The sequence below is a fragment of the Amycolatopsis sp. NPDC051758 genome, assembly GCF_044453095.1.
Lineage (GTDB): Bacteria > Actinomycetota > Actinomycetes > Mycobacteriales > Pseudonocardiaceae > Amycolatopsis.
In genome coordinates this window covers 619784-645358 of the sequence record NZ_JBITCJ010000001.1, presented here as the reverse complement: position 1 = coordinate 645358, position 25575 = coordinate 619784, and the positions used below count along the sequence as shown (strand labels likewise).

Genomic DNA, 25575 nt, shown 5'->3' with positions numbered 1-25575 from the left:
CCTTGGGGTTGTTTCGGCTAGAGGGGGTTGGCGGGCGAGCTGGGCCCCGCGGGAGGCAGGGCCCAGCTCAGCTCGCGATCAGTGCACGACGTCGTCCACCGAGGGCGACTCGTTGCGGGACAGGTTGATGCCGAGGTTGGCCGCGGCGCGCTCGAGGTCCTCGTCGTCGGAGTCGCGCATCTCGATCGCCGCGCCGTCGCTGGAGAGCACCTCGACGTTGAGGCACAGCGACTGGAGCTCCTTGAGGAGCACCTTGAACGACTCCGGGATGCCCGGCTCGGGGATGTTCTCCCCCTTGACGATGGCCTCGTACACCTTGACGCGGCCGACCACGTCGTCCGACTTGATCGTCAGCAGCTCCTGCAGCGTGTAGGCAGCGCCGTACGCCTGCATCGCCCAGCACTCCATCTCACCGAAGCGCTGGCCACCGAACTGCGCCTTACCACCCAGCGGCTGCTGCGTGATCATCGAGTACGGGCCGGTGGAGCGAGCGTGGATCTTGTCGTCGACCAGGTGGTGCAGCTTCAGGATGTACATGTAGCCGACCGCGACCGGGTACGGGTACGGCTCGCCGGAGCGGCCGTCCAGCAGGGTCGCCTTGCCGTTCTCCTTGACCATGCGCTCGCCGTCGCGGTTCGGCTTGGTCGCCCCGAGCAGCCCGGTGAGCTCCTCTTCCTTGGCGCCGTCGAACACCGGGGTCGCGGTGTTCGTGCCGGGCTCGACGTCGTAGAGCTCCTCGTTGAGGTTCTTCGCCCAGTCGGGGTTGCCCTTGATCTCCCAGCCCTGCGAGGCCAGCCAGCCCAGGTGCAGCTCGAGGATCTGGCCGATGTTCATCCGTCGCGGCACACCGTGCGTGTTCAGGATGATGTCGACCGGCGTGCCGTCCTCCATGAACGGCATGTCCTCGGCCGGCAGGATCTTGCCGATGACGCCCTTGTTGCCGTGGCGCCCGGCGAGCTTGTCGCCCGGCTGGATCTTGCGCTTCTGGGCCACGTAGACGCGGACCAGCTCGTTGACGCCCGGGGGCAGCTCGTCGTCGTCCTCGCGCGAGAACACGCGGATGCCGATGACCTTGCCGGTCTCGCCGTGCGGCACCTTCAGCGAGGTGTCGCGGACTTCGCGGGCCTTCTCCCCGAAGATCGCGCGGAGCAGGCGCTCTTCCGGCGTCAGCTCGGTCTCGCCCTTCGGCGTGACCTTGCCGACGAGGATGTCGCCGTCGCGAACCTCGGCACCGATGCGGATGATGCCACGCTCGTCGAGGTCCGCGAGGACCTCTTCGGAGACGTTCGGGATGTCCCGGGTGATCTCCTCGGCGCCCAGCTTCGTGTCGCGGGCGTCGATCTCGTGCTCCTCGATGTGGATCGACGTGAGCACGTCGTCCTGCACCAGGCGCTCCGAGAGGATGATCGCGTCCTCGTAGTTGTGGCCCTCCCACGGCATGACCGCGACGAGCAGGTTCTTGCCGAGCGCCATCTCACCGTTTTCGGTGGACGGGCCGTCGGCGATGACCTGACCCTGCTCGACCCGGTCGCCCTCGTTGACGATCGGGCGGTGGTTGAAGCAGGTGCCGTGGTTCGAGCGGCGGAACTTGTACAGTCCGTAGCTCTTCCGCGTGCCGTCGTCGTGCATGATCGTGATCAGGTCCGCCGAGAGCTCCTCGATGACACCCGACTGCTCGGCGACGAGCACGTCACCGGCGTCGACCGCGGCGCGCAGCTCGACCCCGGTGCCGACGTACGGCGCCTGGTTGCGGAGCAGCGGCACGGCCTGGCGCTGCATGTTCGCACCCATCAGGGCGCGGTTCGCGTCGTCGTGCTCGAGGAACGGGATCATCGCCGTCGCGACCGAGACCATCTGCCGCGGCGAGACGTCCATGTAGTCGATGTCGAGCGGGTCGATCAGCTCGACCTCGCCGCCCTTGCGGCGGGCCATGACCCGGTCTTCGACGAAGGTGCCGTCGTCCGAGATCGGCGCGTTGGCCTGGGCCTTGACGTACCGGTCCTCTTCGTCCGCGGTCAGGTAGTCGACCTGGTCGGTGACCCGGCCCTCGACGACCTTGCGGTACGGCGTCTCGATGAAGCCGAACGGGTTGACCCGCGCGTAGGAGCAGAGCGAGCCGATCAGGCCGATGTTCGGGCCTTCCGGCGTCTCGATCGGGCACATCCGGCCGTAGTGCGACGGGTGGACGTCCCGGACCTCCATGCCGGCGCGCTCACGGGACAGACCACCCGGGCCGAGGGCCGACAGACGACGCTTGTGCGTCAGGCCCGACAGCGGGTTGTTCTGGTCCATGAACTGCGACAGCTGCGAGGTGCCGAAGAACTCCTTGATCGCCGCGCCGATCGGGCGGATGTTGATCAGGGTCTGCGGCGTGATCGCTTCGACGTCCTGCGTGGTCATGCGCTCACGCACGACGCGCTCGGTGCGCGACAGGCCGACCCGGATCTGGTTCTGGATCAGCTCGCCGACCGTGCGCAGGCGCCGGTTGCCGAAGTGGTCGATGTCGTCGGTCTCGACCGGGATCTCGGTGCCGTTCGCGGCCTCCACCTTGTCCTCGCCGGCGTGCAGCCGGACCAGGTACTCGATGGTCGTGACGATGTCCTCTTCGGTCAGCGTCCCGGTGTCGTACGGCGTGTCGAGGCCCAGCTTCTTGTTGACCTTGTACCGGCCGACCTTCGCCAGGTCGTAGCGCTTCGCCTTGAAGAACAGGTTCTCCAGCAGGGTCTGCGCGCTCTCCTTCGTCGGCGGCTCGCCCGGGCGCAGCTTGCGGTAGATGTCGAGCAGCGCCTCGTCGGTGCCCGCGGTGTGGTCCTTCTCGAGGGTCGCCAGCAGCGTCTCCGAGAAGGAGAAGCGCTCGCGGATCGCCTCGGTGGTCCAGCCCAGGGCCTTCAGCAGCACGGTGACCGGCTGGCGGCGCTTGCGGTCGATGCGGACGCCGACGGTGTCGCGCTTGTCGACGTCGAACTCGAGCCAGGCACCCCGGCTCGGGATCACGCGGACGCTGAAGACGTCCTTGTCGGTCGTCTTGTCGACGTCCTTCGAGTAGTAGACGCCCGGCGAGCGGACCAGCTGGGACACGACGACACGCTCGGTGCCGTTGATGATGAACGTGCCCTTGTCGGTCATGACCGGGAAGTCGCCCAGGAAGACCGTCTGGCTCTTGATCTCGCCCGTGTTGTTGTTGACGAACTCGGCCGTGACGAACAGCGGCGCGGCGTACGTCATGTCCTTGTCCTTGCACTCCTCGATCGAGGCCTTGACCTCGTCGAAGCGCGGGGCGGAGAAGGACAGGGACATCGAGCCGGAGAAGTCTTCGATCGGGGAGATCTCGTTCAGGACCTCTTCGAGGCCGCCGACCGGGTTTTCTTCACCTTCTTCGACACGGCGTTCGAACCACGCTTCGTCCCCGGTGAACCACTGGAACGACTGGATCTGGACGTCGAGCAGGTTGGGGGTGTTGAGCGGTTCGCGAATCTTTGCGAAGGAAACCCGCTTGGGCGCGCCGGGGATTCCCGTGGACTCCGAGCGAGATTCAGCCGAGGTGGTCGCAGCAGTGGCCTGGTTCGCGGGAGAGACTGCCAAGATGCGTCCTTCCGGGGACAATGAGCGGTGACGGCCGCCATAGCAACAGCTATGAGCGACTGTCAAGGGTGCCGTGTGCCCACTATCCTAACTACCGGCTCCGGGCAGCCTGAAAGAGGGCAGCGCAAAGAAGCAGTCTAGCCCGTACGGCGCGGTCTGTCCAGGGGGCGCTCCCGATGGGGCCCAGCCTGCCTCGCGTCGTCTTCAGGTATGCCTCCAGGCGAGCCGGTTGTCCCTCCCGCAAGGGCTCCCGGTTTCGCCGTTCGGGAGTAAGCGTGAACCCACCGGGCGCGAGAGTCAAGATGCCACACGGGGGTCCCGCCGGTTGGCGCAGCGTTGGAGAGGGTCAGCGGAGCGTGAGCGGCCGAATATCATCCCGGTTACCGGCCGGTAGCGCCACCAGTGGGGCTAGACCTGGGGGTTTGCGGAGTTCTCCTCCCGTGCGGGCTGTGTTCCAGGCCACTTCGGACGGCACCGGTTCCGGAGTTTGACGGCGTGTCGGAGCGAGTCGCGTGACCGGTTCGGGGGGCGCGCGCGGATGTCACATCCGCACCAGGCGCCCCTGCCGTCCCGGGGCGCGGAGGTGGTCCGGAGGGCTCGGCCGGGCCGGGGCGCCGCCGGGTGCCGTGAACGACTCGTTCACGGCGTCTGACGACATGAACGAGTCGTTCACCGCGTTCGGCCGGGCCGTGGGCACACCTGGCAACCGGGGCAGCGCCGCGCGCTCAAGCCCCTCCCACACCGGCCCAGTCCGGCAACGGCTCGCAAGCCGCCAGCCACTCCTCCGGCACCGGGGACCCGTCCGCCGCCAGCACCCCGCCCACCATCGCGCCCACCGTGTCGACGTCCTCGGCGAGCTGGGCCGCCGTCCACAGGGCGTCGACGAAGTCGAACCGGGCCGCGATCCACAGCGCCAGCGGGACCGTGTCGTGCGCGGCCATCTCGCGGCCCGTCCCGAGCGTCTCGGCCGCTTCACTGGCGTCGGAGATCTTCACCGCCGCCGCGATGCCGTCGCGCACCCGGCCGGGCGGGACCAGCGGGACCACGCCGTTCAGCAGGTCCGAGCCGGCCAGGCCGGGGGACGCGGCGCGCAGGGCGGCCGCCGCCGCGACGGCCACCGCGCCCGCGATGCCTTCGAGGTGCGAGTGCGTGATCATCGCCGACAGCTCGGCCTCGCGCAGCGCCAGCGGCAGGTTGTCGCAGAACCACGCGCCCAGCGGCGCCACGCGCATCGCGCCGCCGTTGCCCCAGGAGCCGCGGCCGTTGGCCTCGGCGACCTCCGGCCACGGCTGGCCGCGCCGGATCTGGTTCAGGCGCCACTCCGCCCCCGGGCCGTACCCGCGGGCGGGGTCGAGGTGGGCGGCGAACTCGCGGGCGAGGTCGTCCTGGTCGATCCGGCCGTGCCTGGTCAGGACGGCGAAGATCGAGCACGCCATCTCGGTGTCGTCGGTCCAGCGCCACGGCGGGATCGGCAACCGGCGGCCGACGACGTCGCGGTGGTCGCCGGGCAGCAGGATCTGCGCGCCGAAACCGTCACCTACGGCGAGGCCGACGAGACTGGCGTAGGCCTGCTCGTATCCCATCAGCCCACCGTAGCCGCACGGTGACTGCTACTTCGTCGGCGACGGTGACGCCGGGGCCGGCGACGGCGCCTCGGTGGCCGCCGGGACCTTCGGCGCGTTGTAGGTGTCCATGTCGGTGATCTTCCACTTGTCGCCCTGGAGCTGGGCGTTCAGGTGGAGCTGGGCGGTGCCCGCGGTCGTCTTCTTCGTGTCCGTGCGGGTCGAGGTCTGGTCGACGAAGACCATCACCTTCGCCAGGTCGCCGTTGAGCATGATCACCGCGGCCCGGGTGACCTTGCACGTCACGACCATCTTCTGCGCCGGCGCGAGCCGCTTCACCTCGCCCATCAGCGAGTTGTACTTGTTCCGGACGTCGTCGTTGGCGAGCAGGTCGTTCGCCGCGTCCTCGGTCTTCTTGATGTTGTTGAAGTCGTAGGAGAACAGCGCCTCGGCGGCCTTCGACACGGAGTCCTTGACCTGCGCGGTCTTCGCGACGTCCAGCAGCGCGGTGTTGCTGGTCGCGGTGGAGACCTTGACCTCTTCGGACTTGAACCAGTACGCCAGCCCGCCCAGGAGCAGCGCCACGAGCACGAGTGCGCTCGCCAGCACGTACGGCTTGTGCGAGAAGGAGCCCGCTGCGGCCGGAGCGGGCTTCTCCTCCGAAGCGGCCTCTGCCTCGGCTTCGGCGACGTCGGAGGGCTTCGCGATGCCGGTGTCCCGCTTCTTGCGGCGCGGCGCCGGGCGAGCCGGAGCGACCTCGGCATCGGTGTCGGGGTCGACGTCCGTCGAAGGCTCACCCGTGAGGGCGTCGACCTCCTCTTCGGTCCCGACCGCGGAGAACACGGCGGTGTCCTCGGCGGAAGCGGTGTCGAGCTGCCCGCTCGTGGCCTCGAACGACTCCGCGGGCTTCTCGGCCGGACGCGGCGCCGGGCGCGGCGCGGGCTTGGGCCGCGGCTTGCGCGCCCCAGCAGGCGGCGCGGGCGGCACGGCGGGGAGCTGGCCGGTCCGCTCGGCGGGCGACTCGTCCGTCGAGGGCTTGCGCAGCCCGGCCACGCGGGGCCGCCGCGGCGGCGGGGTGCTGCTGCTGCGAGGCGGCTGGCGGCGGGAGGGGGGCACTACGGGGCTCCTTCTACGTGACGCTACTGGCCGGCCGCGACGAGCGGGACGCTGTCGATGCCGGACAGCTTCCACTCCTCGCCCACGCGGGTCATCGACACCTCGAGGCGCAGCGGCTTCGCGCTGCTCTTGTCCCCCTGGGTGACGGTCGTGGCGATGGCGGCGAGGAAGCTGGCCTTGCCTTCGTGGTCGTCCAGCTCCTCGACGGCGATGTCCTGGACGTCCGTGGTGACCTTCGTCTTGGCGTCGGCGAGCGCCTTGCGGAACGTCGGCGCGGACTGATCGATCTGCTGCGACATCTTGTCGTCCGACACCGACTTCTGCCGGGCGAAGAAGCCGTCCAGGTCCGTGTAGTCGACCTCGGTGTAGGCCTTCAGCGCGTTGGTGCCCGCCTTGACGACGGCTTCGCGCGACGCGGCCAGGCCGGCGTTGTCGTCGGCCGCGGCCGCCCACCACTGGATCCCGAAGAGCGCCGCGGCGATCAGCCCGGCCAGCGCCAGCGCGGCGGCGCCGAGCACCAGGATCCGCGAGGACGACTCGTTCGAGGGCGTCTCCGGAACCCGCGACGGCTCCTCGGCCTCGTCCACCGCCACGGCGGCCGGCTCGTCCGAACTCATAACACTCCAGGGTAGGTAACGGTCATCAAATCCACGTCAGGCGAGGCCGAGCAGCGAGCCCAGGCTGTTCAGGCTGACGCCGGGGCTGCCGACGATGCCCGGCACACCCCGGGTGTTGCGCTCCTCGGCGAGCTCCTCCGCCGGCCGGTTGGCGTTGGCCGAGACGTCGCTTTCGGACGGCGCCACCGGCACCCCGCCGTACGGCGCGTTCTGCGCGCCGCGGACGTTGATGGGGCTGCCCTTCGGTTCGGCACAGTACGCGTCTTCCTTCGCCGGCCTCGGCGACGTGTCGGCGCCGGTGCGGAACTGCGAGTACGGGATGTAGCCCTTGGTGCAGGCGGGCGGGTTGAACAGGTTGAGCACCAGCCCGAGGTGCGCGGTGCCGTCGCCCGGCGCGACGCTGCTCGCGGCCCCGGCCAGCGCCGGATACGTCACGAGCCCCTGCTCGATCCCGTCGAGCCGGGTCACGGTCAGGTTGGCCGTGGTCAGCAGGTTCGCCGTCAGCGCGCCCAGGCCCGGCCCGGACTCCTTGAGCACCTGGCTGATCTGCGACGCCACCTGCGGCGTGATGCCGATCAGCTTCCGCAGGTCGCCGTCGGAGTTCTTCAGCGTGCCGGTGAGCTCGTTGAGGCTCTTGCTGAACGAGGCGAAGTTCTCCGCCTGGTCGTTCTGCGTGTCCAGCACCTGGCCGCCGGCGTCGAGCAGCTGGATCGTCTGCGGCAGGTACTCCTGCGCGGTCGTGGTGAAGCTGCGCGCGGTGTCCAGCAGCTTCTGCAGGTCGCCGCCGGTGCCGCGGAACGCGTCGTAGGACTCGTCGACGACCGTGCGCAGCGAGTCGACCGGGACGGACGCGGCGAGCGAGTCGAGGTCGCCGATCAGCCGGTCGGTGCTGACCGGGGTGGTCGTCTTGGTCGCCGGGATGACCGAGCCCGCCGCCAGGAACGGGCCCTTGTCGGCCTTCGGCCGCAGGTCGACGTACTGCTCGCCGACCGCGGACCGGTTGGCGACCACGGCGTCGAGGTCCGCCGGGACCTGCGGCGCCGACGGGTCGATGTTCAGGTCGGCTTCCAGGCCGGTCTTGGTGAGCCGCAGCTCCCCCACCCGGCCGATGTTGAAGCCGCGGTAGGTGACCTCGGCGTTGGTGAAGATGCCGCCCGACTCGTTGAGCTCGAGCTTCACCGTGTAGCCGCTGTTGCCGAACACGGTGCCGAGCCCGGCGAACCGGATCAGCGCGTACACGATCGCGACGATCGAAATGACTGCGAACGCGACCAGCTGGATCCTCGTCCTGCGCACCAGCATCAGCCCGCACCTCCCGAAAGCAGCCCGAAGAGATTGCCGAGCCCCGGCTTCGCCTGGCCGGACTGCCCGTTCTCCCCGGGGATCGGGAGCGGCGGCGGCTGGTTGGCCGGCGTGCCCGAGACCCCGCCGGTCAGCCCGTCCAGCGGCAGCTGGCCGGACAGGATGTTCTGCCGGCTGTTGCCGAGGTTCTCGACGACCGTCTTCAAGTTGAGGTCGACCTTCGCGAAGAGGTTGAAGTAGTCACCCTTGACGTCGTTGACGGCCTGGTCGCTGAACGGGAACGTCAGCAGGATCTCCAGCGCCTTCGGCAGGTCGTTGCCCGCCTCGCCGAGCTTCTGCAACGTCGGCGTCAGCGCCTTCAGGTCGGCGACGAGGTCCTTCTGCGACGCGTTCACCGTCTCGGTGGCGACGCCGGAGAGGTTGTTCAGCGCGTTGAGCATCGTGACGAGCTGGCCGCGCTGCGACTCCAGCACACCGAGGCCCGGCCCGAGGTTGTCGACCGCGCCGACCAGCTTGTCCTTCTGGTCGTTCAGCGTCGAGGACAGCCGGTTCAGCCCGTCGATCGCCCGGGTGATGTTGCGCGACTGCTGGTCGAGGTTCGTGACCAGCTGGTTCGCGTTGTCCAGCAGCGCCTTGATGTCCGGCTCGCGGCCGGACGTGGCGTTGTTGAGCTCCTTGGTGATGGTGTTGAGCTGGTCGACCCCACCACCGTTGAGCAGCAGCGACAGCGCGCCGAGCAGCTCTTCGACCTCGACGCTGCGGTTCGTGCGGGCCAGCGGGATGGTCGCGTTGTCGGCGAGCTTGCCCTGGGCCTGGTCGTCGCCGGGCGAAGCCAGCTCGACGTACTTCTCACCGAGCAGGCTCGACTGCTTCACGTTGGCCAGCGCGTTGGCCGGCAGCTTGACGTCGCCGTTGACCTTCAGCGTCACCAGCGCGTGCCAGCCGTCCTTGGTGAGGCCGACGTTCTCGACCCGCCCGATCGGCACCTCGTTGACCTTCACCCCGGCCTGCGGGGTCAGGTCGAGCACGTCCCGGAACTCGACGTTCACCGTGTACGGGTGGTCGCCGAGGTCGGCGCCGCCCGGCAGCGGCAGGTCGTAGATGCCGTTGAAGGCGCAGCCGGACAGCGTCAGCGCGGACACCGTCACGAGCGCCCCCACGCTCAGGAGCTTCCTCACTGGCCACCTCCGTAGAGCTGCCCGGCGATGGGCAGCGGCAGCGGCGGCAGCTGGCCCGCCTGCAGGGCCTGGACCGTCTGCGCCAGCGACGGCAGCGGGACGATCCCGTCGACCACGCCGGCGATGCCTTCGCAGGCGTTGCCGAGCACGTCCGGAATGCCGTTGCCGGCCTGCTTGAGCAGCCGGCAGATCATCACCAGCGGCGGCTGGGTCAGCTCGTTGAGGTTCGGCCGGGCGTCCAGCGTGCCCGCCGAGCCGTTGTAGGTGTTGACCAGGTTGCTCAGGCCGACCGGCGCGACGTCGAGGATCTCGGCGAGCGAGCTGCGCTGGTCGACGAGAACCTTGGTCACCCCGGCCAGCTTGTCCACATTGGACTTGAGCCGGTCGTGGTTCTGGTCGATGAACGCCTGCACCGCGGTGAGCGTGGTGCCGAGCTGCTGCACGGTCGCGGCCAGGTTGTCCTTTTCGGACGCCAGGAAGCCGCTGACGTCGGCGAGCTGGCCCTCGAAGCTGCGGACCTGCTTGTCGGAGTCGGCCAGCGTCTGCGAGAACTTCCCGAGGTTCTCGACCGTGGAGAACAGGTCGTCCTTGTTGCCGGACAGGGTGCCGGCGGCCTGGCCGAGCTTGGTGATCGTGTCGTGCAGGGCCTGGCCGTTGCCGTCGACGTTGGCCGCCGCGGTGTTCAGCAGGTTCGACAGCGACCCTTCCTTGTTGACACCGTTCGGGCCGAGGGTCTCGCTGACCCGGGCCAGGCTGGCGGCCAGCTGGTCGACTTCCAGCGGCACCTCGGTGCGGTCGAGGCCGATGACCGCGCCGTCGGAGATCCGCGGGCCGCCGGTGTAGGCCGGGGCGAGCTGGACGTAGCGGTCCGACACCAGCGACGGCGCCACGATGAGCGCCTTGGCGTCGGCCGGGACGGCGACCTTGCGGTCGTACTCGAACTCGACCTTCACCTGGTTGCCCATGGGCTGGATCTTGGTGACCGTGCCCATGTCGACGCCGAGCATCCGCACGCTGTTGCCCTCGTACAGGCCGACGGCGCCGGCGAAGTACGCGGTCAGGTGGTTGCGGCCGGCGTCCTTGAGGGTCCACCAGATCCCGCCGGCCACGACGAGCGCGAGCACGATCGCGATGGTGAAGCCCCGGGTCAGGGCCATTCCGAAGCGGGTGTCACTCATTTCGTGTAGCACCCCTCTTCGTTGATCGGGCCGAACGACGGCAGCAGCAGGCCGCAGATGTAGTTGTCGAACCAGCGGCCGTTGCCGATGGTGTTGGTGAAGACGCGGATGAACGGCGCGAACTTCGCGATGCCCTGGGCCAGCGAGTCCTGGTTGCGCTGCAGCATCGACGTCAGCTGGTCGAGCGAGGTGAGCACCGGGTCGAGCTGCTTGCCGTTGTCGTCGATCAGGCCCTGCAGCTGCGTCGCCAGCTCACGGGAGCCGTTCAGCAGCGACGTGATCGCGTCTTCGCGCTTCGACAGCTCGGCGAGCAGCTGGTTGCCGTCGTTGAGCAGCTTCTGCACCTCGGCGTCGCGGTCGACCAGCGTCTGCGACACCTCTCGGGTGTTGGCGAGCAGGTTCGACAGCTGGGTGTCGCGCGAGGCGATCGTGTCGGACAGCTTCGACAGGCCCGACAGCGCGCCCCGCACGTCCTCCGGGGTGTTGGCGAAGGTCTGCGAGATGGTGTCGAAGCTCTGCGCCAGCTGCTTGGTGTCGATGTCGTCCACGGTCTGCGAGAGCCCGCGGAACGCGTCGAGCACGTCGTAGGGAGCCATCGTCCGGTCACGCGGGATCGCGGACCCGGGGTTCAGCGCGCCCTCACCCTGCGGGTCCAGCGACAGGTACTTCTGGCCCAGCAGCGTCTTGATCTTGATCGCGGCACTGGTCCGGTCGCCCAGCCAGGCGTCCTTGACCTTGAACGACACCTTCACCGAGGCGCCGTCGAGCTCGATGTCGCTGACCTTGCCGACCTTGACCCCGGCGATCCGGACGTCGTTGTCCTGCTGCAGCCCGGAGGCCTCGCTGAACTCGGCGGTGTAGGTCGTGCCGCCGCCGATCACCGGCAGGTCCTCGGAGTTCAGCGCGGCGATGAAGCCCAGCGCCAGGACGGCGATGCCGACCAGCGCGATCGGGACGGGGTTGCGCTTCTGGAAGGACTTCATCCCTTGCACCTCTCGCGGTTGAGAGGCACCAGCGGGATCGGCACTTCGGGGATCAAGGGGGGCAAGCTGACGCTCCCGGAGAACTCGCAGGCGTAGAAGTTGAACCAGGAGCCGTAGTCCGCGGTGCGGGTCAGCGTGCTCACCTTGGTCGGCAGGAACTGGATGAAGTGCTCCAGCTCCGGCTCGTTCTTGTTGAGCTGGTTCGTGAGGGTCCCGAGGGCGCTGATGTCGTTCTTCAGCGGCTCGCGGACCTCGCCCAGCAGCCCGGACGTCGTCTCGGCCAGGTTGCCCAGGCTCTCGATCGCGTCGCCGATCGGCTTGCGGTCCGCGGCCAGCCCGGACACCAGCTGCTGCAGCTTCACGATCAGGTCGTTCAGCTGCGGGGTGTGTGCGTTGACCGTGTCGAGCACCGAGTTGAGGTTGTCGATGACCTGGCCGATCACCTGGTCCTTGTCGGCGATCGTGGTGGCCAGCGACGCGGTGTGCGACAGCAGGCTCTCCACGGTGCCGCCCTCACCCTGCAGGACCTGGATGACCTCGTAGGACAGCTTGTTGACGTCGTCCGGGTTGAGCGCGGTGAACAGCGGCTTGAAGCCGTTGAACAGCTCCGTCAGGTCCAGCGCCGGTGTTGTCCGCTCCAGCGGGATGGTGCCGCCGGGGCCGAGCGTCTTGCCGGAGCTGTCGTCACCCTCGCCGAGCGAGACGTAGCGCTGGCCGACCAGGTTGCGAAACTTGATCTGCGCGGTCACCCCGGCCGGCAGCTGCCGGCCGGCGTCAACCTCGAACTCGACCTCGGCCTGGCGCTTGTCGACGATCTTGACGTCCTTGACCTGCCCGACCCGGACGCCGGCGATGCGGACGTCGTCGTTGGGCAGTAGCAGGGTCGCGTCGGTGAAGCGCGCCTTGTAGGCGTTGGTGCTGGTGGTGTTGATGTTGGCGATGCTGATCCCGAGGATCGTCGTGAACAGCACGGTGACCACCACGAAGATGCCGAGCTTGATCAGCGGCGCGAGCAGGCCCCTCACTTGACCGTCACCTCCGCACCCCGGTACAGCGGGCCGACGAGCAGCGAGCTCCAGCCCGGGACGTCCGCGGCGTTCATGCCCAGCTGCGGGCCCAGCAGGTCGGCGAGGAAGCCCTGCTCCGCCGTCGAGTAGGCCAGGTTGCCGCCGGAACCGTTGCCACCCGCCGCGTCGGCCTTGAAGTTGGCCGGGTTCAGGCCTTCACCGACGGTCTTCGGCGCGGTCTGGTGCTTCGTGCCGTCCTGGAACGCGCCGTCCGGCGGCTCCGACGGGAACGGGTTCGGCAGGTCCTTCATGTCGTAGCAGCGCGGCCCGCGCTTGTCCTCGAACCGCGGCTCTTCCTTGCCCGCCTCGTAGGGCGCGCGCGGCACGATGATCTCGATCGTCGCGTGCAGGCCGGGCTTGTCGGTGCCCTTGCCCAGCGCCTGGTCGATCAGCGGGACGTTCTTCGCCATCTGGGAGATCACGCAGGGGTACTCCGGCGCGTACTTCGCCAGCAGCTCGGCCGTCGGCCGGGCGGTGTCGACGAGGGAGATGATGTTGTCCTTGTTGTTCTGCAGGAACGTCTGCAGGTCCACCGAAGCCTGGGTGAGGCTGCCGTAGAGGCTCGAGAGGTTCTGCTGCTGGTCGACGACCGTGCGAGTCGTCGTGCTCAGGTTGTCCAGGCTCTGCACCAGGTCCGGCGCGGCGTCCTTCAGATGGTCGGAGAACTCCGCGAGCGCCTTCAGGTTGTGCTGCAGCTCCGGCTCGTGGGGGTTCAGCTCGCCGATGTAGGTGCCCAGCTGCGTCAGCGTGTCGCCGAGCTGGTCACCGCGGCCGGACAGCGCCGTCGAAATCGCCGTGAGCGTCGCCGACAGCTTCTGCGGCTGCACCGCCTGCAGCACCGGCATCAGGTGGGAGAACGCCTGCTCCAGCTCGACCGCGCTCGACGTGCGGTCCTGCGGGATGACGTCGCCGGTGGCCAGTGTCTTGGCCGACGGCTGCTGCGGGATCTCCAGCGAAACGAAGCGCTCACCGAAGAGCGTCTTCGGCAGGAACCGCGCCGAGACGTTCTCCGGGATCAGCATCGCCGACTCCGGGTTCAGCGCGAGCGTGAGCTCCGCGCCGTCGCTGGTGGCCGCGATGTCCTGGACCGAGCCGACGATCAGCCCGCGCACCTTGACGTCGGACTGCTTGATCAGCTGGTTGCCGATCTTGTCGGCCTGCAGCTTGACCGTGACGACGGGCGTGAACGCCTTGTCGTAGAGCGCGATGGACAGCGCCACCCCGCCGACCATCACGGCGATGAGCAGCAGGCCGAGCAGCCTGCGTCGGAGCGTCCTCATCCCGCGATCCTTACCGTGACGTCGGTCCCCCAGATGGCGAACCCGATGAAGAAGTTCATGATCGACACCGTGACGATCGACAGCCGCACGGCCTTGCCGACCGCAACACCGACGCCGGCCGGGCCGCCGGTCGCCCGGTAGCCGAAGTAGCAGTGCGACAGGATGATCAAGACGCTGAAGATCAGCACCTTGATGAACGAATAGAGCACGTCCTGCGGTGGTAAGAACAGGTCGAAGTAATGGTCGTAGGTACCGGCCGACTGGTTGTAGATGTAGATGACGACCAGTCGTGACGCGAGGTACGAGCTCAGCAGGCCGATGATGTAGAGCGGGATGACCGCGACGAACCCGGCGATGATCCGGGTGGTCACCAAGTACGGCAGGCTCGGCACGCCCATGACTTCCAGCGCGTCGATCTCCTCGGAGATCCGCATCGCGCCCAGCTGCGCGGTGAACCCGGCGCCGACCGTGGCGCTCAGGGCGAGGCCGGCGACCAGCGGCGCGATCTCGCGGGTGTTGAAGAACGCCGTCAGGAAGCCGGTGAAGGCCGACGTCCCGATCGAGTTCAGCGCCGAGTAACCCTGGAGGCCGACGAGGACACCGGTGAACAGCGTCAGGCCGACCATCACGCCGACCGTGCCGCCGATGACCGCCAGCGAGCCGGACCCGAAGCTCACCTCGGCCAGCAGCCGGAGGACCTCTTTGGTGTAGCGGCGCAGCGTCCGCGGCGTCCACAGCAGCGCGCGGCCGTAGAACGACATCTGGTCACCGAGGGTGTCCAGTGTCTGGAGGGGTCGGTTGGCGACGCGTTTCGCGCCCTGGAGGAACGTCATGGCGCTAGTCCAGCTTTCCGGGCACGATCTGCAGGTAGATCAGGGTGATCACGAAGTTCACGACGAACAGCATGAGGAACGTGATGACCACCGACTGGTTCACCGCGTCCCCGACACCCTTCGGGCCGCCGGAGGGGTTGAGCCCCCGGTAGGACGCGACGACGGCGGCGATGAACCCGAAGATCAGCGCCTTGAGCTCACCGACCCACAGGTCGGGCAGCTGCGCGAGGGCGGAGAAGCTGGCCAGGTACGCACCCGGCGTCCCGCCCTGCAGCACGACGTTGAAGAAGTAGCCGCCCAGCACACCGATGACGCTGACCATGCCGTTGAGCAGCAGCGCGACCAGCATCATCGCGAGCGTGCGCGGCACGATCAGCCGCTGCACCGCGGAGACGCCGAGCACCTCCATCGCGGCGATCTCTTCGCGGATGGTGCGCGCGCCGATGTCGGCGCAGACGGCGGAGCCGCCCGCGCCCGCCACCAGCAGCGCGGTGACCAGCGGGCTGGCCTGCTGCACGGTGGCGAGCACGGAGCCCGCGCCGGTGTAGGACTGCGCGCCCAGCTGCCGGGCGAGCGAGCCGAACTGCAGCGAGATGACCGCGCCGAAGGGGATGGCCACGAGGGCCGTCGGCAGGATGGTCACGCTCGCGATGAACCACGACTGCTGGATGAACTCCCGCAGCTGGAACGGGCGCTGGAAGATGCCACGAACGATGTCGAGGCCGAGGGCGAACAGGTTCCCGGTTTCGCGGAGCATGCCGATCCCGGGGATCTTCGCCTGTGAAGCGGGAGAGCTCACCTGCCACCTGGCCCGTTGTTCGGCGGCGGGGGCATCCGGTGCGAGCCACCGGGTCTCGGCGGCTGGCCGCCGTTCGGGATGCGCGCCACCTGGTCGGCGGGCAGCTGGCCGTGGTGCTGGTTCGGCACGCCGTCACCCTGCCGGGCGCCGGCCGGGACCTGCTGCTGTTGCTGCTGCTGCTGCTGGGCCTGGGCGACCTGCCGCGGGCTCACGCCGTAATGGCGCTGCTCCTCGGGGCTCAACGAGGCGATGATGCCCTGCTGGGCGGCCTCGGGCAGCCGGTGCATGATCTCCATGACGCGGTCCTTGCGGCGGACGGCGCCCATCCGCTGCGGCACCCCCGGCGTCGTCTGCATCTGCGGCGGCACCCCCGAGACGTCCTCGACGCCACCGGCGTGGTGCCCGGCGTCGAACATCGCCTGCTCGGCGGCCATCTGGGCGCTGTCCTTCTCCTCGGACATGCCGATCGGGCCCTGCATCTTGCCGTTGAGGAACTGCTTGACGACCGGCTCTTCGCTGGTCAGCAGCACCTCGCGCGGACCGAACATGACCAGTTCCTTGCGGAAGAGCATGCCCAGGTTGTCCGGCACCGTGCGAGCCAGGTTGATGTTGTGCGTGACGATCAGGAACGTCGCGTCGATCTGCGCGTTGACGTCGAGGAACAGCTGCGAGATGTAGGTGGTGCGGACCGGGTCGAGGCCGGAGTCCGGCTCGTCGACGAGGATGATCTCGGGGTCCAGCACCAGGGCGCGGGCGAGGCCGGCGCGCTTGCGCATACCGCCGGAGATCTCGCCGGGGAGCTTCTTGTCGGCGCCGGCGAGGCCGGTCATCTCGAGCTTCTCCTGGACGATCCGGCGGATCTCCGTCTCCGACTTCTTCGTGTGCTCCCGCAGCGGGAACGCGACGTTGTCGTAGAGGTTCATCGAGCCGAACAGCGCGCCGTCCTGGAAGAGGACGCCGAAGAGCTTCCGGATCTCGTACAGCTTGTGCTCGGAGCAGGTGACGATGTCCACCCCGTTGATCACGCAGCGGCCGCGGTCGGGCTTGAGCAGCCCGATCATCGACTTGAGGAACACCGACTTGCCGGTTCCGGACGGACCGAGCATCGCCGACACTTCGCCCGGGGGCAGCGTCAACGTGACGTCCCGCCAGATGGCCTGCTTACCGAAGGACTTGGTCAGACCTTCGATGACCACCTCGGCACCCATCGCACCTCCAGGAGCTGTTCCGCGTCATTGCGCCCGCTGCCACACCCTGTCGGCGGGTGCGGGCCGCAGCGCCCTGAGAACCCGCGTCAACCAGGTGCAACGAGCTGAGTGCGAACAGGTTACTCACCAGTTTTCTTTTCTGGCCAGCCCCGGTTCCATCGTCACCCCGCCGTGATCGGCAACTCGCAGCACGGTAGTCCATTCGGGGCAACGACGCAGATCCGTGCACCCCGGAACCACGATTTAGGGACCCCGGGGACATCCGGACACCGCTCCTAGGGGCTCGGGCGGTCCCCCAGCTCAGGAAGTCGTAAACGCGGAAGGGGCGGGCATCCGAGTGGATGCCCGCCCCTTCACGAGGTGGTGCGCAGGCGCTGACGCGCCCGGGATCACTTGATGGTGATCTTGGCGCCCGCGGCCTCGAGCTTCTCCTTGGCGGCCTCGGCGGCCTCCTTGTCGACCTTCTCCAGGAGGGCCTTGGGAGCGGCCTCGACCAGCTCCTTGGCCTCCTTCAGGCCCAGGCCCGAGACGACCTCACGGACGACCTTGATGACCTGGATCTTCTTGTCGCCGGCGCCCTCGAGGACGACGTCGAACTCGTCCTGCTCCTCGGCGGCGGCCGGGGCAGCGGCACCCGGGGCGGCGGCCACGACGGCGGCCGGGGCGGCGGCGGTGACGTCGAAGGTGTCCTCGAACTCCTTCACGAACTCGGACAGCTCGAGGAGGGTGAGCTCCTTGAAGGCGTCGATCAGCTCGGCGGTGCTCAGCTTCGCCATGATGGCTTCCTCTCAGAAAAACGAACTAAAAAACGTTCGGGGTGGGGGGTGGATCAGCTCTCGGCGGGTGCTTCGGCTGCTTCGGTACCGGCGGCGTTGCGCTGCTTCTCCTCCAGCGCGGCAGCCAGGCGGGCGACCTGGGACGCCGGCGCCTGGAACAGCGCGGCGGCCTGGGACAGCTTCGCCTTGAACGCGCCCGCCGCCTTGGCGAGCAGGACCTCACGGCTGTCGAGATCGGCGATCTTGTTGATCTCGTCCACGGACAGCGCTTTGCCGTCCATGTAGCCGCCCTTGATCACAAGCGCGTTGTTGTCCTTCGCGAAGTCGCGAAGCGCCTTGGCGGCGTCGACCGCTTCACCCTCGACGAAGGCGATGGCGGTCGCGCCGACGAACAGGTCGTCGAGCCCGGCAATGCCGGCGTCCTCGGCGGCCCGCTTGACGAGGGTGTTCTTCGCGACCCGGTACTTGGCACTGGTGCCGAGAGCGCGGCGCAGCTGGGACAGCTGGGACACGGAGAGGCCGGTGTACTGGGTAACGACGGTGGCCGAGCTGCTGCGGAAGCTCTCCGCGATCTCGGCGACGGCCGCCACCTTGTCGGGCTTCGCCATGGTCGCCTCCTCTCTTGGCTAGTGTTTCCACTGGCCCGAAGAGCCCCCGAAACGACAAAACGCCCTCGCGCAGACAGGCGCGGGGCGTAGTACGACACACGAAGTGCCGGGCCTCGTTCCTCCTGCGCGGGCCGCCCGGCGATGCGGGGCCTTCGTTCCTCGTGTCCGTGGGGGCACTCGGATAACCAGCGGTCTTCGGTAGAACCGTCTGTAACTATACCCGGCCGGTTTACAGAAGTTCACAAGGGGGTTGCGCTGACCTGCGTTTAGGGCGGCTGGGGGTTCCCTCACGGGCGTCGGCAGGCATCATGGTCACGTGGCGGAGCAGCGCGATGACGGAAAGCCGGGCTCGGAAATCGAACCGGCGGGCCCTTCGACGCCCGCCGGACAGCCGGCTCAGCCTCCGATGGACCCGGCCCAGCTGGAGCAGTTCAAGCAGTTCCAGCAGTTCCAGGACTACCTAAGGTTCACCCAGGCCCAGCAGGGCAACCAGCCGGCGCCCCCACCGGACGCCGGAATGGTCCAGGCCCCGCCTTCGCAGCCGGCCACGCAGAACTCCGGCGCGAGCCAGCCGCCGGTCATCCCTCCGGGCTACCAGCTGGTCCCCAACGATCGCGGGGGCGGCCGGAGCGGCCCGCCGCGGTGGGTGAAGTGGCTGGGCAAGAAGGTCATCGCCTGGGTGCTGGCGATCGTGATCCTGGGCCTGGCGGGAACGTGGCTGTACAACCACTTCTTCCCCAACGACGCCGGGAAGACGTCGGCCCAGCTGGCCCAAGAGGGCGGCGGCAAGTACCACACGAACCACGTGTTCTCGACGAACCCGTACGAGGCAGTGCGGTTCGTGTACCACAACGTCGCCCAGGGCCGGGTCGACGACGCGTGCGGCCGGTTCCAGAACGAGGGGCAGCGCGACGTCCAAACCCAGTTCGCGCAGGACATCGCGCAGACGTTCCGCCAGAACGTCGCCCAGACCGACTGCAAGAAGGCCATCGAGTTCCTCACCACCCAGGTGACGAACAAGAACGACTACGCCGAATCCCTGCCGTCGAGCATTTCGGAGCCCCTGCCCGGCGACACCGTGACGATCGATTCGTGCAACTACGCGGTGAGCGGCGGCCCGGCACTGGGCGTCTTCACGGTCTCGAAGGTCGAGAAGGGCCAGTGGCTCATCACCGGCCACGCCATCGGCCCGGCGAAGTGCAGCGGAATCCCCACGACAACGCCGACGAGCTGAATTTCTGCAAGCGCCGGCGAAGCACCCACCTCGACCTCGACCGGCTGAGCAACCGCACTCAGCTGGCGGCCTACGCCGTTAGCGGGGGTGCGGGGCCGACAGGAAAGCCACCAGCGCTTCCGAGAACGCCGGCGACATCACCGCAGTCATGTGGTCACCCGGGATCCGCACCAAACGCGCCCCCGCGATGGCCGCGGCCAGCCTCTCCGGCTCCGCCGCCAGCAAGTCCTGATCCCCGGCCAAGACCAGAGTCGGCACGCCGATCGAGGCCAGGTCCAAGTGACCCTCCCGCGAAGCCAACGCCACCGCAGCCAGAGCCTGGCGATCGCCGCCCACCGCGTCCGCCAGCAGGCGGAACGGGACACCCGACGCCGGAACTGTCGACGGGTCCTCAGCCAGCAGCGCCGAAGCGATATCCGCCGGCTTCACCACCCGGAGATCCACCCCGCCGAAGTCGACGATGCCCGAACCCACCCCGCCGGTGGCCAGGCAGCGGATGCGCTTGTCCGCGGCCGTGGCCGCCAGGGCGATGATCGCGCCCATCGAGTAGCCGACCAGGGAGACCTCGTCGAGGTGCAGCTCGTCGAGGAGGGCCGAGATGTCGCGGGCCATGCTGTCTTCGGTGTAGCGGGACTCGTCGTGCGGCTTCTCGGAACGGCCGTGGCCGCGTGCGTCCAGGGAGATGACTGTGAAACCCGCGGCGCGCAGAGCTGCGACGACGCCGGTGGAGATCCAGTTCGCGTTCGTGTCGGCTGCGAAGCCGTGCTGCAGCAGCACCGGGCGGTGGGCGCCGTCGCCCTCCCACACGGTGTAGTTCAACCGGAGCCCGTCGAACGACGCGAAAGTCGGCATGCCGTCAATAAGACACGAAGAAAGGGCGCCCCCGCAGCAAGCGGGGACGCCCTTTCTGGTGATGTCCGACTCAGACGCCGGCGTCCTCGGAAAGGAGGTTGCGGGTCCGCAGCGGGTCGACCGGGATGCCCGGGCCCATCGTGGTGGTGAAGGTGACCTTCTTCAGGTAGCGGCCCTTCGCCGACGACGGCTTGGCGCGGAGGATCTCGTCCAGCGCCGCCGCGTAGTTCTCGACCAGCTTCTCCGTGTCGAAGGAAGCCTTGCCGATCACCAGGTGCAGGTTGGCCTGCTTGTCGACGCGGAAGTTGATCTTACCGCCCTTGATGTCCTGGATCGCCTTCGTGACCGCGGGGGTCACGGTGCCGGTCTTCGGGTTCGGCATCAGGCCACGCGGGCCGAGGATGCGGGCGATGCGGCCCACCTTGGCCATCTGGTCCGGCGTCGCGATCGCGGCGTCGAAGTCGAGCCAGCCACCCTGGATGCGCTCGATCAGCTCGTCGGTGCCGACCGCGTCCGCGCCGGCGGCTTCGGCCTCGGCGGCCTTGTCGCCGACGGCGAAGACGATGACGCGGGCGGTCTTACCGGTGCCGTGCGGCAGGTTCACGGTGCCGCGGACCATCTGGTCGGCCTTGCGCGGGTCCACACCGAGACGCATCGCGACCTCGACGGTCGCGTCCATCTTGGTCTTGGAGGTTTCCTTCGCCAGCTTCGCAGCCTCGAGCGGCGCGTAGAACCGCGCCTTGTCGATCAGCTCCGCAGCCTGGCGGTATGCCTTGCTGTGCTTGGTCATGCTTCTGTCCTTAGTGATTGTGGATCAGTGTGGTGACGAGCCGCACCCGGCTCTCCCACGTACTTCTGGTGCTGCAGACGTCAGGCGTCGACGACCGTGATGCCCATGGAGCGGGCGGTGCCGGCGATGATCTTCGCCGCCTGGTCGATGTCGTGCGCGTTGAGGTCGGTCTCCTTGGTCTTGGCGATCTCGCGGACCTGGTCCCAGGTGACCTTGGCGACCTTGGTCTTGTGCGGCTCGCCGGAGCCCTTCTCCACGCCCGCGGCCTTCAGCAGCAGCTTGGCGGCCGGCGGCGTCTTCAGCTTGAAGTCGAACGACCGGTCTTCGTACACGGAGATCTCGACCGGGACGACGTCCCCGCGCTGCGACTCGGTCGCGGCGTTGTAGGCCTTGCAGAACTCCATGATGTTGACGCCGTGCTGGCCCAGGGCCGGCCCGACCGGCGGCGCGGGGTTGGCCGCACCCGCCTTGATCTGCAGCTTGATGATCGCCGCAAGCTTCTTCTTCTTGGGTGGCATTTCTTTTCCTGTCCTGTACTACGTTCCCCGCGTACCTGCCGTGGACGTGGGGACTGCGGCCGCGCTGCAGCCGTCAGATCTTGGAGACCTGCGTGAACGACAGCTCGACCGGGGTCTCCCGGCCGAAGATCGACACCAGGACCTTCAGCTTCTGCCCGTCGACGTTGACCTCGGAGATCGTCGCCGGCAGCGTCGCGAACGGGCCGTCCATGACGGTGACCGACTCGCCGATCTCGAAGTCGACCTCGACGGCCGGGCCACCGAGCGGGGCCGCGGTCGTGCCGGACTCGCCCTTGCCGGCCTTCGCCGGGGCTTCGCTCTCGACCTTCGGGGCGAGGAACTTCAGCACCTCGTCCACGGTCAGCGGCGACGGCCGCGAAGTGGCGCCGACGAACCCGGTGACACCCGGCGTGTTGCGCACCGCGCTCCACGAGGCGTCGTTCAGGTCCATCCGGACCAGGATGTAGCCGGGCAGCACCTTGCGCTGCACCTGCTTGCGCTGGCCGTTCTTGATCTCGGTGACCTCTTCGGTCGGGACCTCGATCTGGAAGATGTAGTCCTCGACGTCCAGGGTTGTCGTCCGGGTCTCGAGGTTGGTCTTCACCTTGTTCTCGTACCCGGCGTAGGAGTGCACGACGTACCACTCGCCGGGCGCGGCCATCAGCTCGGCGCGCAGCGTGGCGACCGGGTCGTCGTCCGCCGCGGCGGGCTCGGCCTCGGCTTCGCCGGCAGCGGCGTCCTCGGTGCTCTCGTCGTCAGCGGAAGCGGCTTCGTCGACCTCGTCGGACACCTCGACGGGCTCGAGGTGCGCGGATTCCTCGTCACCGAGTGCCGCGTGCACCTGCTCGTCGGAAAGCTCGGTCAGGTCGTGACCGGCTGATGTGCCGTTGTCGGAGGTCACGTTCCGTCCTCTCAGTTGATCATTGCCGGGGTCAGGCCGGGACCTGAGCCCCATCGGCGCGCGCCGAGGCGCGTCAGCCGAAAACGTGGCCGATGCCCCACTTGAACAGGAGATCCAGACCACTCACCAGGGCCACCATGAACACCACGAAGACCAGCACGACCGCGGTGTAGGTGACCATCTGCTTGCGGTTGGGCCAGATGACCTTGCGCAGCTCCGCCCAGACCTCGCGGATGAAGCGCACCAGCCGCGCGAACACGGAGGCCTTCTTCGGCTTCTGGTCCCGCTTCCGGGTCGGAGCGCCCTTCGCGTCGGGGGCGGACTTCTCCCCCGACTTCCCGGTCGGCCGGCTCTTGTCGTCCGCACGTGCCGCGGACTTCCCCGCCGGACGAGCGGTCGCGCGGCGCTCACGCCGGGCAGCAGCTGTGACGGGACGGGACTGGCTCTCGGGCTTCTGCCCGGTGCCGTCCTGCTCCTGCTCGCCGCCGCTGGCGTCGCTGTCGCTCACGACCACTCCTTCGCTCCACCAGTTCCGTTACGCAGGGGTGACAGGACTTGAACCTGCAACCTGCGGTTTTGGAGACCGCTGCTCTGCCAATTGAGCTACACCCCTGTGGAGTCCCGATCACTCGGGGCCCCGTGGACGCCTTCCAGCATCCCCACCATCCAGGCGGGGATGACCGTAGTGCTTTCCAAGTCCCGAAGTCTACGGCAAGCCTCGCGGGAGCCCGCAACCGCGCCCCCCGATCGACCGCCGAACCCCGGCCGGCCTGCGGAAAACTCCCCGCCGACCACCTGATCATGCCAGGATGTCCGCCATGACGAGCAACCCGGAGTCCCGCTCACCGGTGAGCGGAACGCGGCTCGGGCTCGCGCTGCCCCAGTACGGTGCGCTCGCGGACCCCGCCGCCGTCGCGCGCTTCGCGACCGCCGCGGAGGACCTCGGCTTCGGGTCGCTGTGGGTCGGCGACCGGATCCTGACCCCGCTCGAGCCGTCCGACCTCTACCCGGGCGGCGGGACGCCGGAGCACCCGTACCCGGAGGAGTTCGAGACCTTCGCGGATCCCTTCACGACCCTGGCGACGGCCGCCGCCGTGACCCGCACGGTCCGCCTCGGGATGAGCGCGCTGACCGGGCCCGTCTATTCCCCGGTGCTGCTCGCCCGGGCCCTGACCTCGCTCGACCTCGCCAGCTCCGGCCGGCTGGACGTCGGCTTCGGCCTCGGCTGGCTGCGCGAGGAGTACCTCGCGACCGGGGTGCCGTGGGAGGGCCGCGGCAAGCGGCTCGAAGACGTGCTCGACGCCCTCGAAGCGATCTGGACCGGCGACCCGGTGGCGCACGACGGCCCGCAGTGGCGGATCGCGCCGTCGACGGTCGGCCTGCGCCCGGCGCAGGAGCCGCGGCCGCCGGTGCTGCTCGGCGGATTCTCACCGCCGGCGCTGGCGCGCGTGGGGCGCCGGGCCGACGGCTGGCTGGCCGGCTGGATGCCGAAGCAGTACCTGAACGGCCTCTGGTCGGTCGCGCTCCAAGCGGCCGAGAAGGCCGGGCGCGACCCCGGTGCCCTGCGCCGCGTGCTGCGGATCAACCCGCGCGAGGGCACCGGCGTGAACACGGTCCAGGACGTCCCGGCCTGCCTGGACGTCGCCCGCGAGGAAGGCGTCACCGAGGTGCTGGTCGACCTCCACTACGTCGCGAAGGACGTCGACCACGCCCTGGAGCTGGCCGCGACACTGGTCTGACACCCCGAGGACCGCGGCAGCGGCCCCTGGGAAGCGATCAGCCGTCGAGGAGCTCGTTGATGGACTTGTCCTCGTAGGCCCTTGTCGACGAGCTTGTTCAGGTTCCCTCGCCCAAAGCTGGTTAGTTCTAGTACAGTTAGAACTATGTTGGTGCGGATCGACCCCGGGTCGGCCACCCCGCTCTTCGAGCAGGTGGCGGCGTCCATCCGCCGCGCGCTCGCGGCGGGCAGCCCGGCACGCGGGGAACAGCTGCCGCCGGCCCGGGAGCTGGCCGCGTCGCTCGAGATCAACGTCCACACCGTCCTGCGCGCGTACGCCGTGCTGCGCGACGAAGGCCTCATCGACCTGCGGCGACGGCGTGGCGCCGTGGTGCTCGGGGACGCGCCGTCCCGGGCCCGGCTCGCCGAGCTGGTCGTGGGCCTGGTCGACGAGGCGAAGCGCGCGGGTGTCGGCCTGGAAGAGCTCACCGGGGTGATCAAGGAGAAGTACACATGACCAAGCTGATCCGGGTCCTGACCGCGACCGCCGTGCTGCCGGGCGCCGCGCTGGCCGTCGCCGGCGTCCTCGCGAGTGCCTGGGCCGACCGGCTGCCCGACCCCGTTGCGACCCACTGGAACGGCGGGCCGAACAGCTCGACGCCGCTCGGCCTGTTCGTCGTCGTGTGCCTGGCGCTCGGCGCAGTCGCGACCGCGCTCCTGGCCGTGACGGCCGTGGCCGCCCTGCGCCGCGGGCGGCCGGTGCCGCGCGTGACCGCCGGGGTCGGCGCCGGGTTCGCCGCGCTGGCGCCGGCCACCCTGCTTTCGGTGCTCGTGCCCAACCTGGACGTGCCGGACTGGCACGCGGCACGCAGCGGTTCCGTCGTGGTGCTGTTCCTGCTGGGCACGGCCGCGCTCGGGGTCGTGGCGGCGTTCGTGGGCGGCCTGCCGGCCCCGGTCCTCGAAGCCGGCCCCGACCTCCCGAGCGTCGGGCTCCGGCCGGGGCAGCGCGCGTACTGGTCGGGCCGGGCGGTGAACCCGGCGATGCTGTGGGCGCTGGGGCTGATCCCGGTCGCGATCGCCTTGCTGCCCGCCGGGCTTTCCTGGCCGATGGCGATCTGGATCGCGCTGGTCGGCACGTTCGTCACGGTGGTGACGTACCGGCTGAAGGCGACCGTGGACGCCCAGGGCGTGACGATCCGCTTCGGCCTCCTCGGTTTCCCGTGGCGGCACATCGGGCTCGGCAGCATCCGCGAAGCCACCACGCGCGAGCTGTCGACGTTCGGCGACACCGGGCTCGGCCTCCGCTTCAACCCGGTGACCGGCACGACGGCGTACAAGGTGCGCGGCGGCCCGGCCATCGTGCTGGCGCTCGAGAGCGGGCGGACCGTGCTGGTCAGCGTGGACGACCCGGAGACGGGCGCGGGCCTGGTGAACGACCTGCTCGCGCAGCGCGTCACCCGGATTGACTAGGTCG

Annotated in this window: 24 protein-coding genes and 1 tRNA gene; 4 read left to right on the top strand and 21 right to left on the bottom strand. The window is 69.0% G+C overall.

Annotated features, from left to right (window positions below; all coding sequences use genetic code 11):
* Positions 1-78: 78 nt before the first annotated feature.
* The 15 genes from ACIA5G_RS03390 to rplJ all read right to left on the bottom strand — a co-directional run bounded on the left by ACIA5G_RS03390 (position 79) and on the right by rplJ (position 18089).
* A complete protein-coding gene (locus tag ACIA5G_RS03390) occupies positions 79-3582 on the bottom strand; it encodes a DNA-directed RNA polymerase subunit beta (RefSeq protein WP_395920609.1) in 3504 nt (1167 codons plus the stop codon).
* A gap of 725 nt (positions 3583-4307) precedes the next feature.
* The gene (locus tag ACIA5G_RS03385; protein WP_395920608.1) at positions 4308-5165 is read right to left on the bottom strand and encodes an ADP-ribosylglycohydrolase family protein; all 858 of its coding nucleotides are present in this window, start codon (positions 5163-5165) and stop codon (positions 4308-4310) included.
* Positions 5166-5192: 27 nt separating this feature from the next.
* Positions 5193-6197, bottom strand: a complete 1005-nt coding sequence (locus ACIA5G_RS03380; RefSeq protein WP_395921864.1) for a hypothetical protein — start codon at positions 6195-6197, stop codon at positions 5193-5195.
* Between the two features lie 86 nt (positions 6198-6283).
* Positions 6284-6877 carry a hypothetical protein gene (locus tag ACIA5G_RS03375; protein WP_395920607.1) on the bottom strand — a complete coding sequence of 198 codons (594 nt, stop codon included), beginning with the start codon at positions 6875-6877 and terminating at the stop codon, positions 6284-6286.
* 36 nt (positions 6878-6913) lie between these two features.
* A complete protein-coding gene (locus tag ACIA5G_RS03370) occupies positions 6914-8179 on the bottom strand; it encodes an MCE family protein (protein WP_395920606.1) in 1266 nt (421 codons plus the stop codon).
* On the bottom strand, positions 8179-9357 hold the full coding sequence (locus ACIA5G_RS03365; RefSeq protein WP_395920605.1) for an MCE family protein: 1179 nt from the start codon (positions 9355-9357) through the stop codon (positions 8179-8181). Before ACIA5G_RS03365 ends, ACIA5G_RS03370 begins: the two co-directional genes overlap by 1 nt.
* Positions 9354-10535, bottom strand: a complete 1182-nt coding sequence (locus ACIA5G_RS03360) for an MCE family protein (RefSeq protein WP_395920604.1) — start codon at positions 10533-10535, stop codon at positions 9354-9356. Before ACIA5G_RS03360 ends, ACIA5G_RS03365 begins: the two co-directional genes overlap by 4 nt.
* Positions 10532-11518, bottom strand: coding sequence for an MCE family protein (locus tag ACIA5G_RS03355; protein WP_395920603.1), 987 nt, complete (start codon positions 11516-11518; stop codon positions 10532-10534). Before ACIA5G_RS03355 ends, ACIA5G_RS03360 begins: the two co-directional genes overlap by 4 nt.
* Entirely contained in the window at positions 11515-12543 is a 1029-nt protein-coding gene (locus ACIA5G_RS03350; RefSeq protein ID WP_395920602.1) for an MCE family protein, read from the bottom strand. Before ACIA5G_RS03350 ends, ACIA5G_RS03355 begins: the two co-directional genes overlap by 4 nt.
* Complete coding sequence (locus ACIA5G_RS03345; protein ID WP_395920601.1) at positions 12540-13865, bottom strand: MCE family protein; 1326 nt, start codon at positions 13863-13865, stop codon at positions 12540-12542. The genes ACIA5G_RS03350 and ACIA5G_RS03345 overlap by 4 nt, the downstream gene beginning before the upstream one ends.
* Complete coding sequence (locus ACIA5G_RS03340; protein WP_284747835.1) at positions 13862-14698, bottom strand: ABC transporter permease; 837 nt, start codon at positions 14696-14698, stop codon at positions 13862-13864. The genes ACIA5G_RS03345 and ACIA5G_RS03340 overlap by 4 nt, the downstream gene beginning before the upstream one ends.
* Before the next feature lie 4 nt (positions 14699-14702).
* The gene (locus ACIA5G_RS03335) at positions 14703-15455 is read right to left on the bottom strand and encodes an ABC transporter permease (RefSeq protein ID WP_364514573.1); all 753 of its coding nucleotides are present in this window, start codon (positions 15453-15455) and stop codon (positions 14703-14705) included.
* A 38-nt stretch (positions 15456-15493) separates the two neighbouring features.
* Complete coding sequence (locus ACIA5G_RS03330; protein ID WP_395920600.1) at positions 15494-16705, bottom strand: ABC transporter ATP-binding protein; 1212 nt, start codon at positions 16703-16705, stop codon at positions 15494-15496.
* A 389-nt stretch (positions 16706-17094) separates the two neighbouring features.
* Positions 17095-17481 (bottom strand): 50S ribosomal protein L7/L12, encoded by a 387-nt coding sequence (gene rplL / locus ACIA5G_RS03325; protein WP_395920599.1) that lies wholly within the window; start codon positions 17479-17481, stop codon positions 17095-17097.
* A gap of 53 nt (positions 17482-17534) precedes the next feature.
* Positions 17535-18089, bottom strand: a complete 555-nt coding sequence (rplJ, locus tag ACIA5G_RS03320) for a 50S ribosomal protein L10 (protein WP_395920598.1) — start codon at positions 18087-18089, stop codon at positions 17535-17537.
* Between the two features lie 316 nt (positions 18090-18405).
* On the opposite strand from rplJ, the gene ACIA5G_RS03315 reads away from it, so the two are divergent.
* Complete coding sequence (locus tag ACIA5G_RS03315; protein WP_395920597.1) at positions 18406-19323, top strand: hypothetical protein; 918 nt, start codon at positions 18406-18408, stop codon at positions 19321-19323.
* 78 nt (positions 19324-19401) lie between these two features.
* On the opposite strand, the gene ACIA5G_RS03310 is transcribed toward ACIA5G_RS03315, so the two are convergent.
* From ACIA5G_RS03310 to ACIA5G_RS03285, 6 genes are all read right to left on the bottom strand, one after another.
* A complete protein-coding gene (locus tag ACIA5G_RS03310) occupies positions 19402-20175 on the bottom strand; it encodes an alpha/beta fold hydrolase (protein WP_395920596.1) in 774 nt (257 codons plus the stop codon).
* A gap of 70 nt (positions 20176-20245) precedes the next feature.
* A complete protein-coding gene (rplA, locus tag ACIA5G_RS03305) occupies positions 20246-20965 on the bottom strand; it encodes a 50S ribosomal protein L1 (protein ID WP_395920595.1) in 720 nt (239 codons plus the stop codon).
* A gap of 80 nt (positions 20966-21045) precedes the next feature.
* A complete protein-coding gene (rplK, locus tag ACIA5G_RS03300; protein ID WP_043781763.1) occupies positions 21046-21483 on the bottom strand; it encodes a 50S ribosomal protein L11 in 438 nt (145 codons plus the stop codon).
* A 73-nt stretch (positions 21484-21556) separates the two neighbouring features.
* Positions 21557-22384, bottom strand: coding sequence for a transcription termination/antitermination protein NusG (gene nusG, locus ACIA5G_RS03295; RefSeq protein ID WP_395920594.1), 828 nt, complete (start codon positions 22382-22384; stop codon positions 21557-21559).
* 73 nt (positions 22385-22457) lie between these two features.
* Entirely contained in the window at positions 22458-22898 is a 441-nt protein-coding gene (gene secE, locus ACIA5G_RS03290) for a preprotein translocase subunit SecE (protein ID WP_395920593.1), read from the bottom strand.
* A gap of 26 nt (positions 22899-22924) precedes the next feature.
* Positions 22925-22997 (bottom strand) — tRNA-Trp (locus ACIA5G_RS03285).
* A 196-nt stretch (positions 22998-23193) separates the two neighbouring features.
* Here ACIA5G_RS03285 and ACIA5G_RS03280 point away from each other — a divergent pair.
* From ACIA5G_RS03280 to ACIA5G_RS03270, 3 genes are all read left to right on the top strand, one after another.
* Positions 23194-24123, top strand: coding sequence for a TIGR03619 family F420-dependent LLM class oxidoreductase (locus ACIA5G_RS03280; protein ID WP_395920592.1), 930 nt, complete (start codon positions 23194-23196; stop codon positions 24121-24123).
* Between the two features lie 144 nt (positions 24124-24267).
* Positions 24268-24618 (top strand): GntR family transcriptional regulator, encoded by a 351-nt coding sequence (locus ACIA5G_RS03275; protein WP_395920591.1) that lies wholly within the window; start codon positions 24268-24270, stop codon positions 24616-24618.
* Positions 24615-25571: a hypothetical protein gene (locus tag ACIA5G_RS03270; protein ID WP_395920590.1), complete on the top strand. Its 957-nt coding sequence runs from the start codon at positions 24615-24617 to the stop codon at positions 25569-25571. Before ACIA5G_RS03275 ends, ACIA5G_RS03270 begins: the two co-directional genes overlap by 4 nt.
* Positions 25572-25575 lie beyond the last annotated feature (4 nt).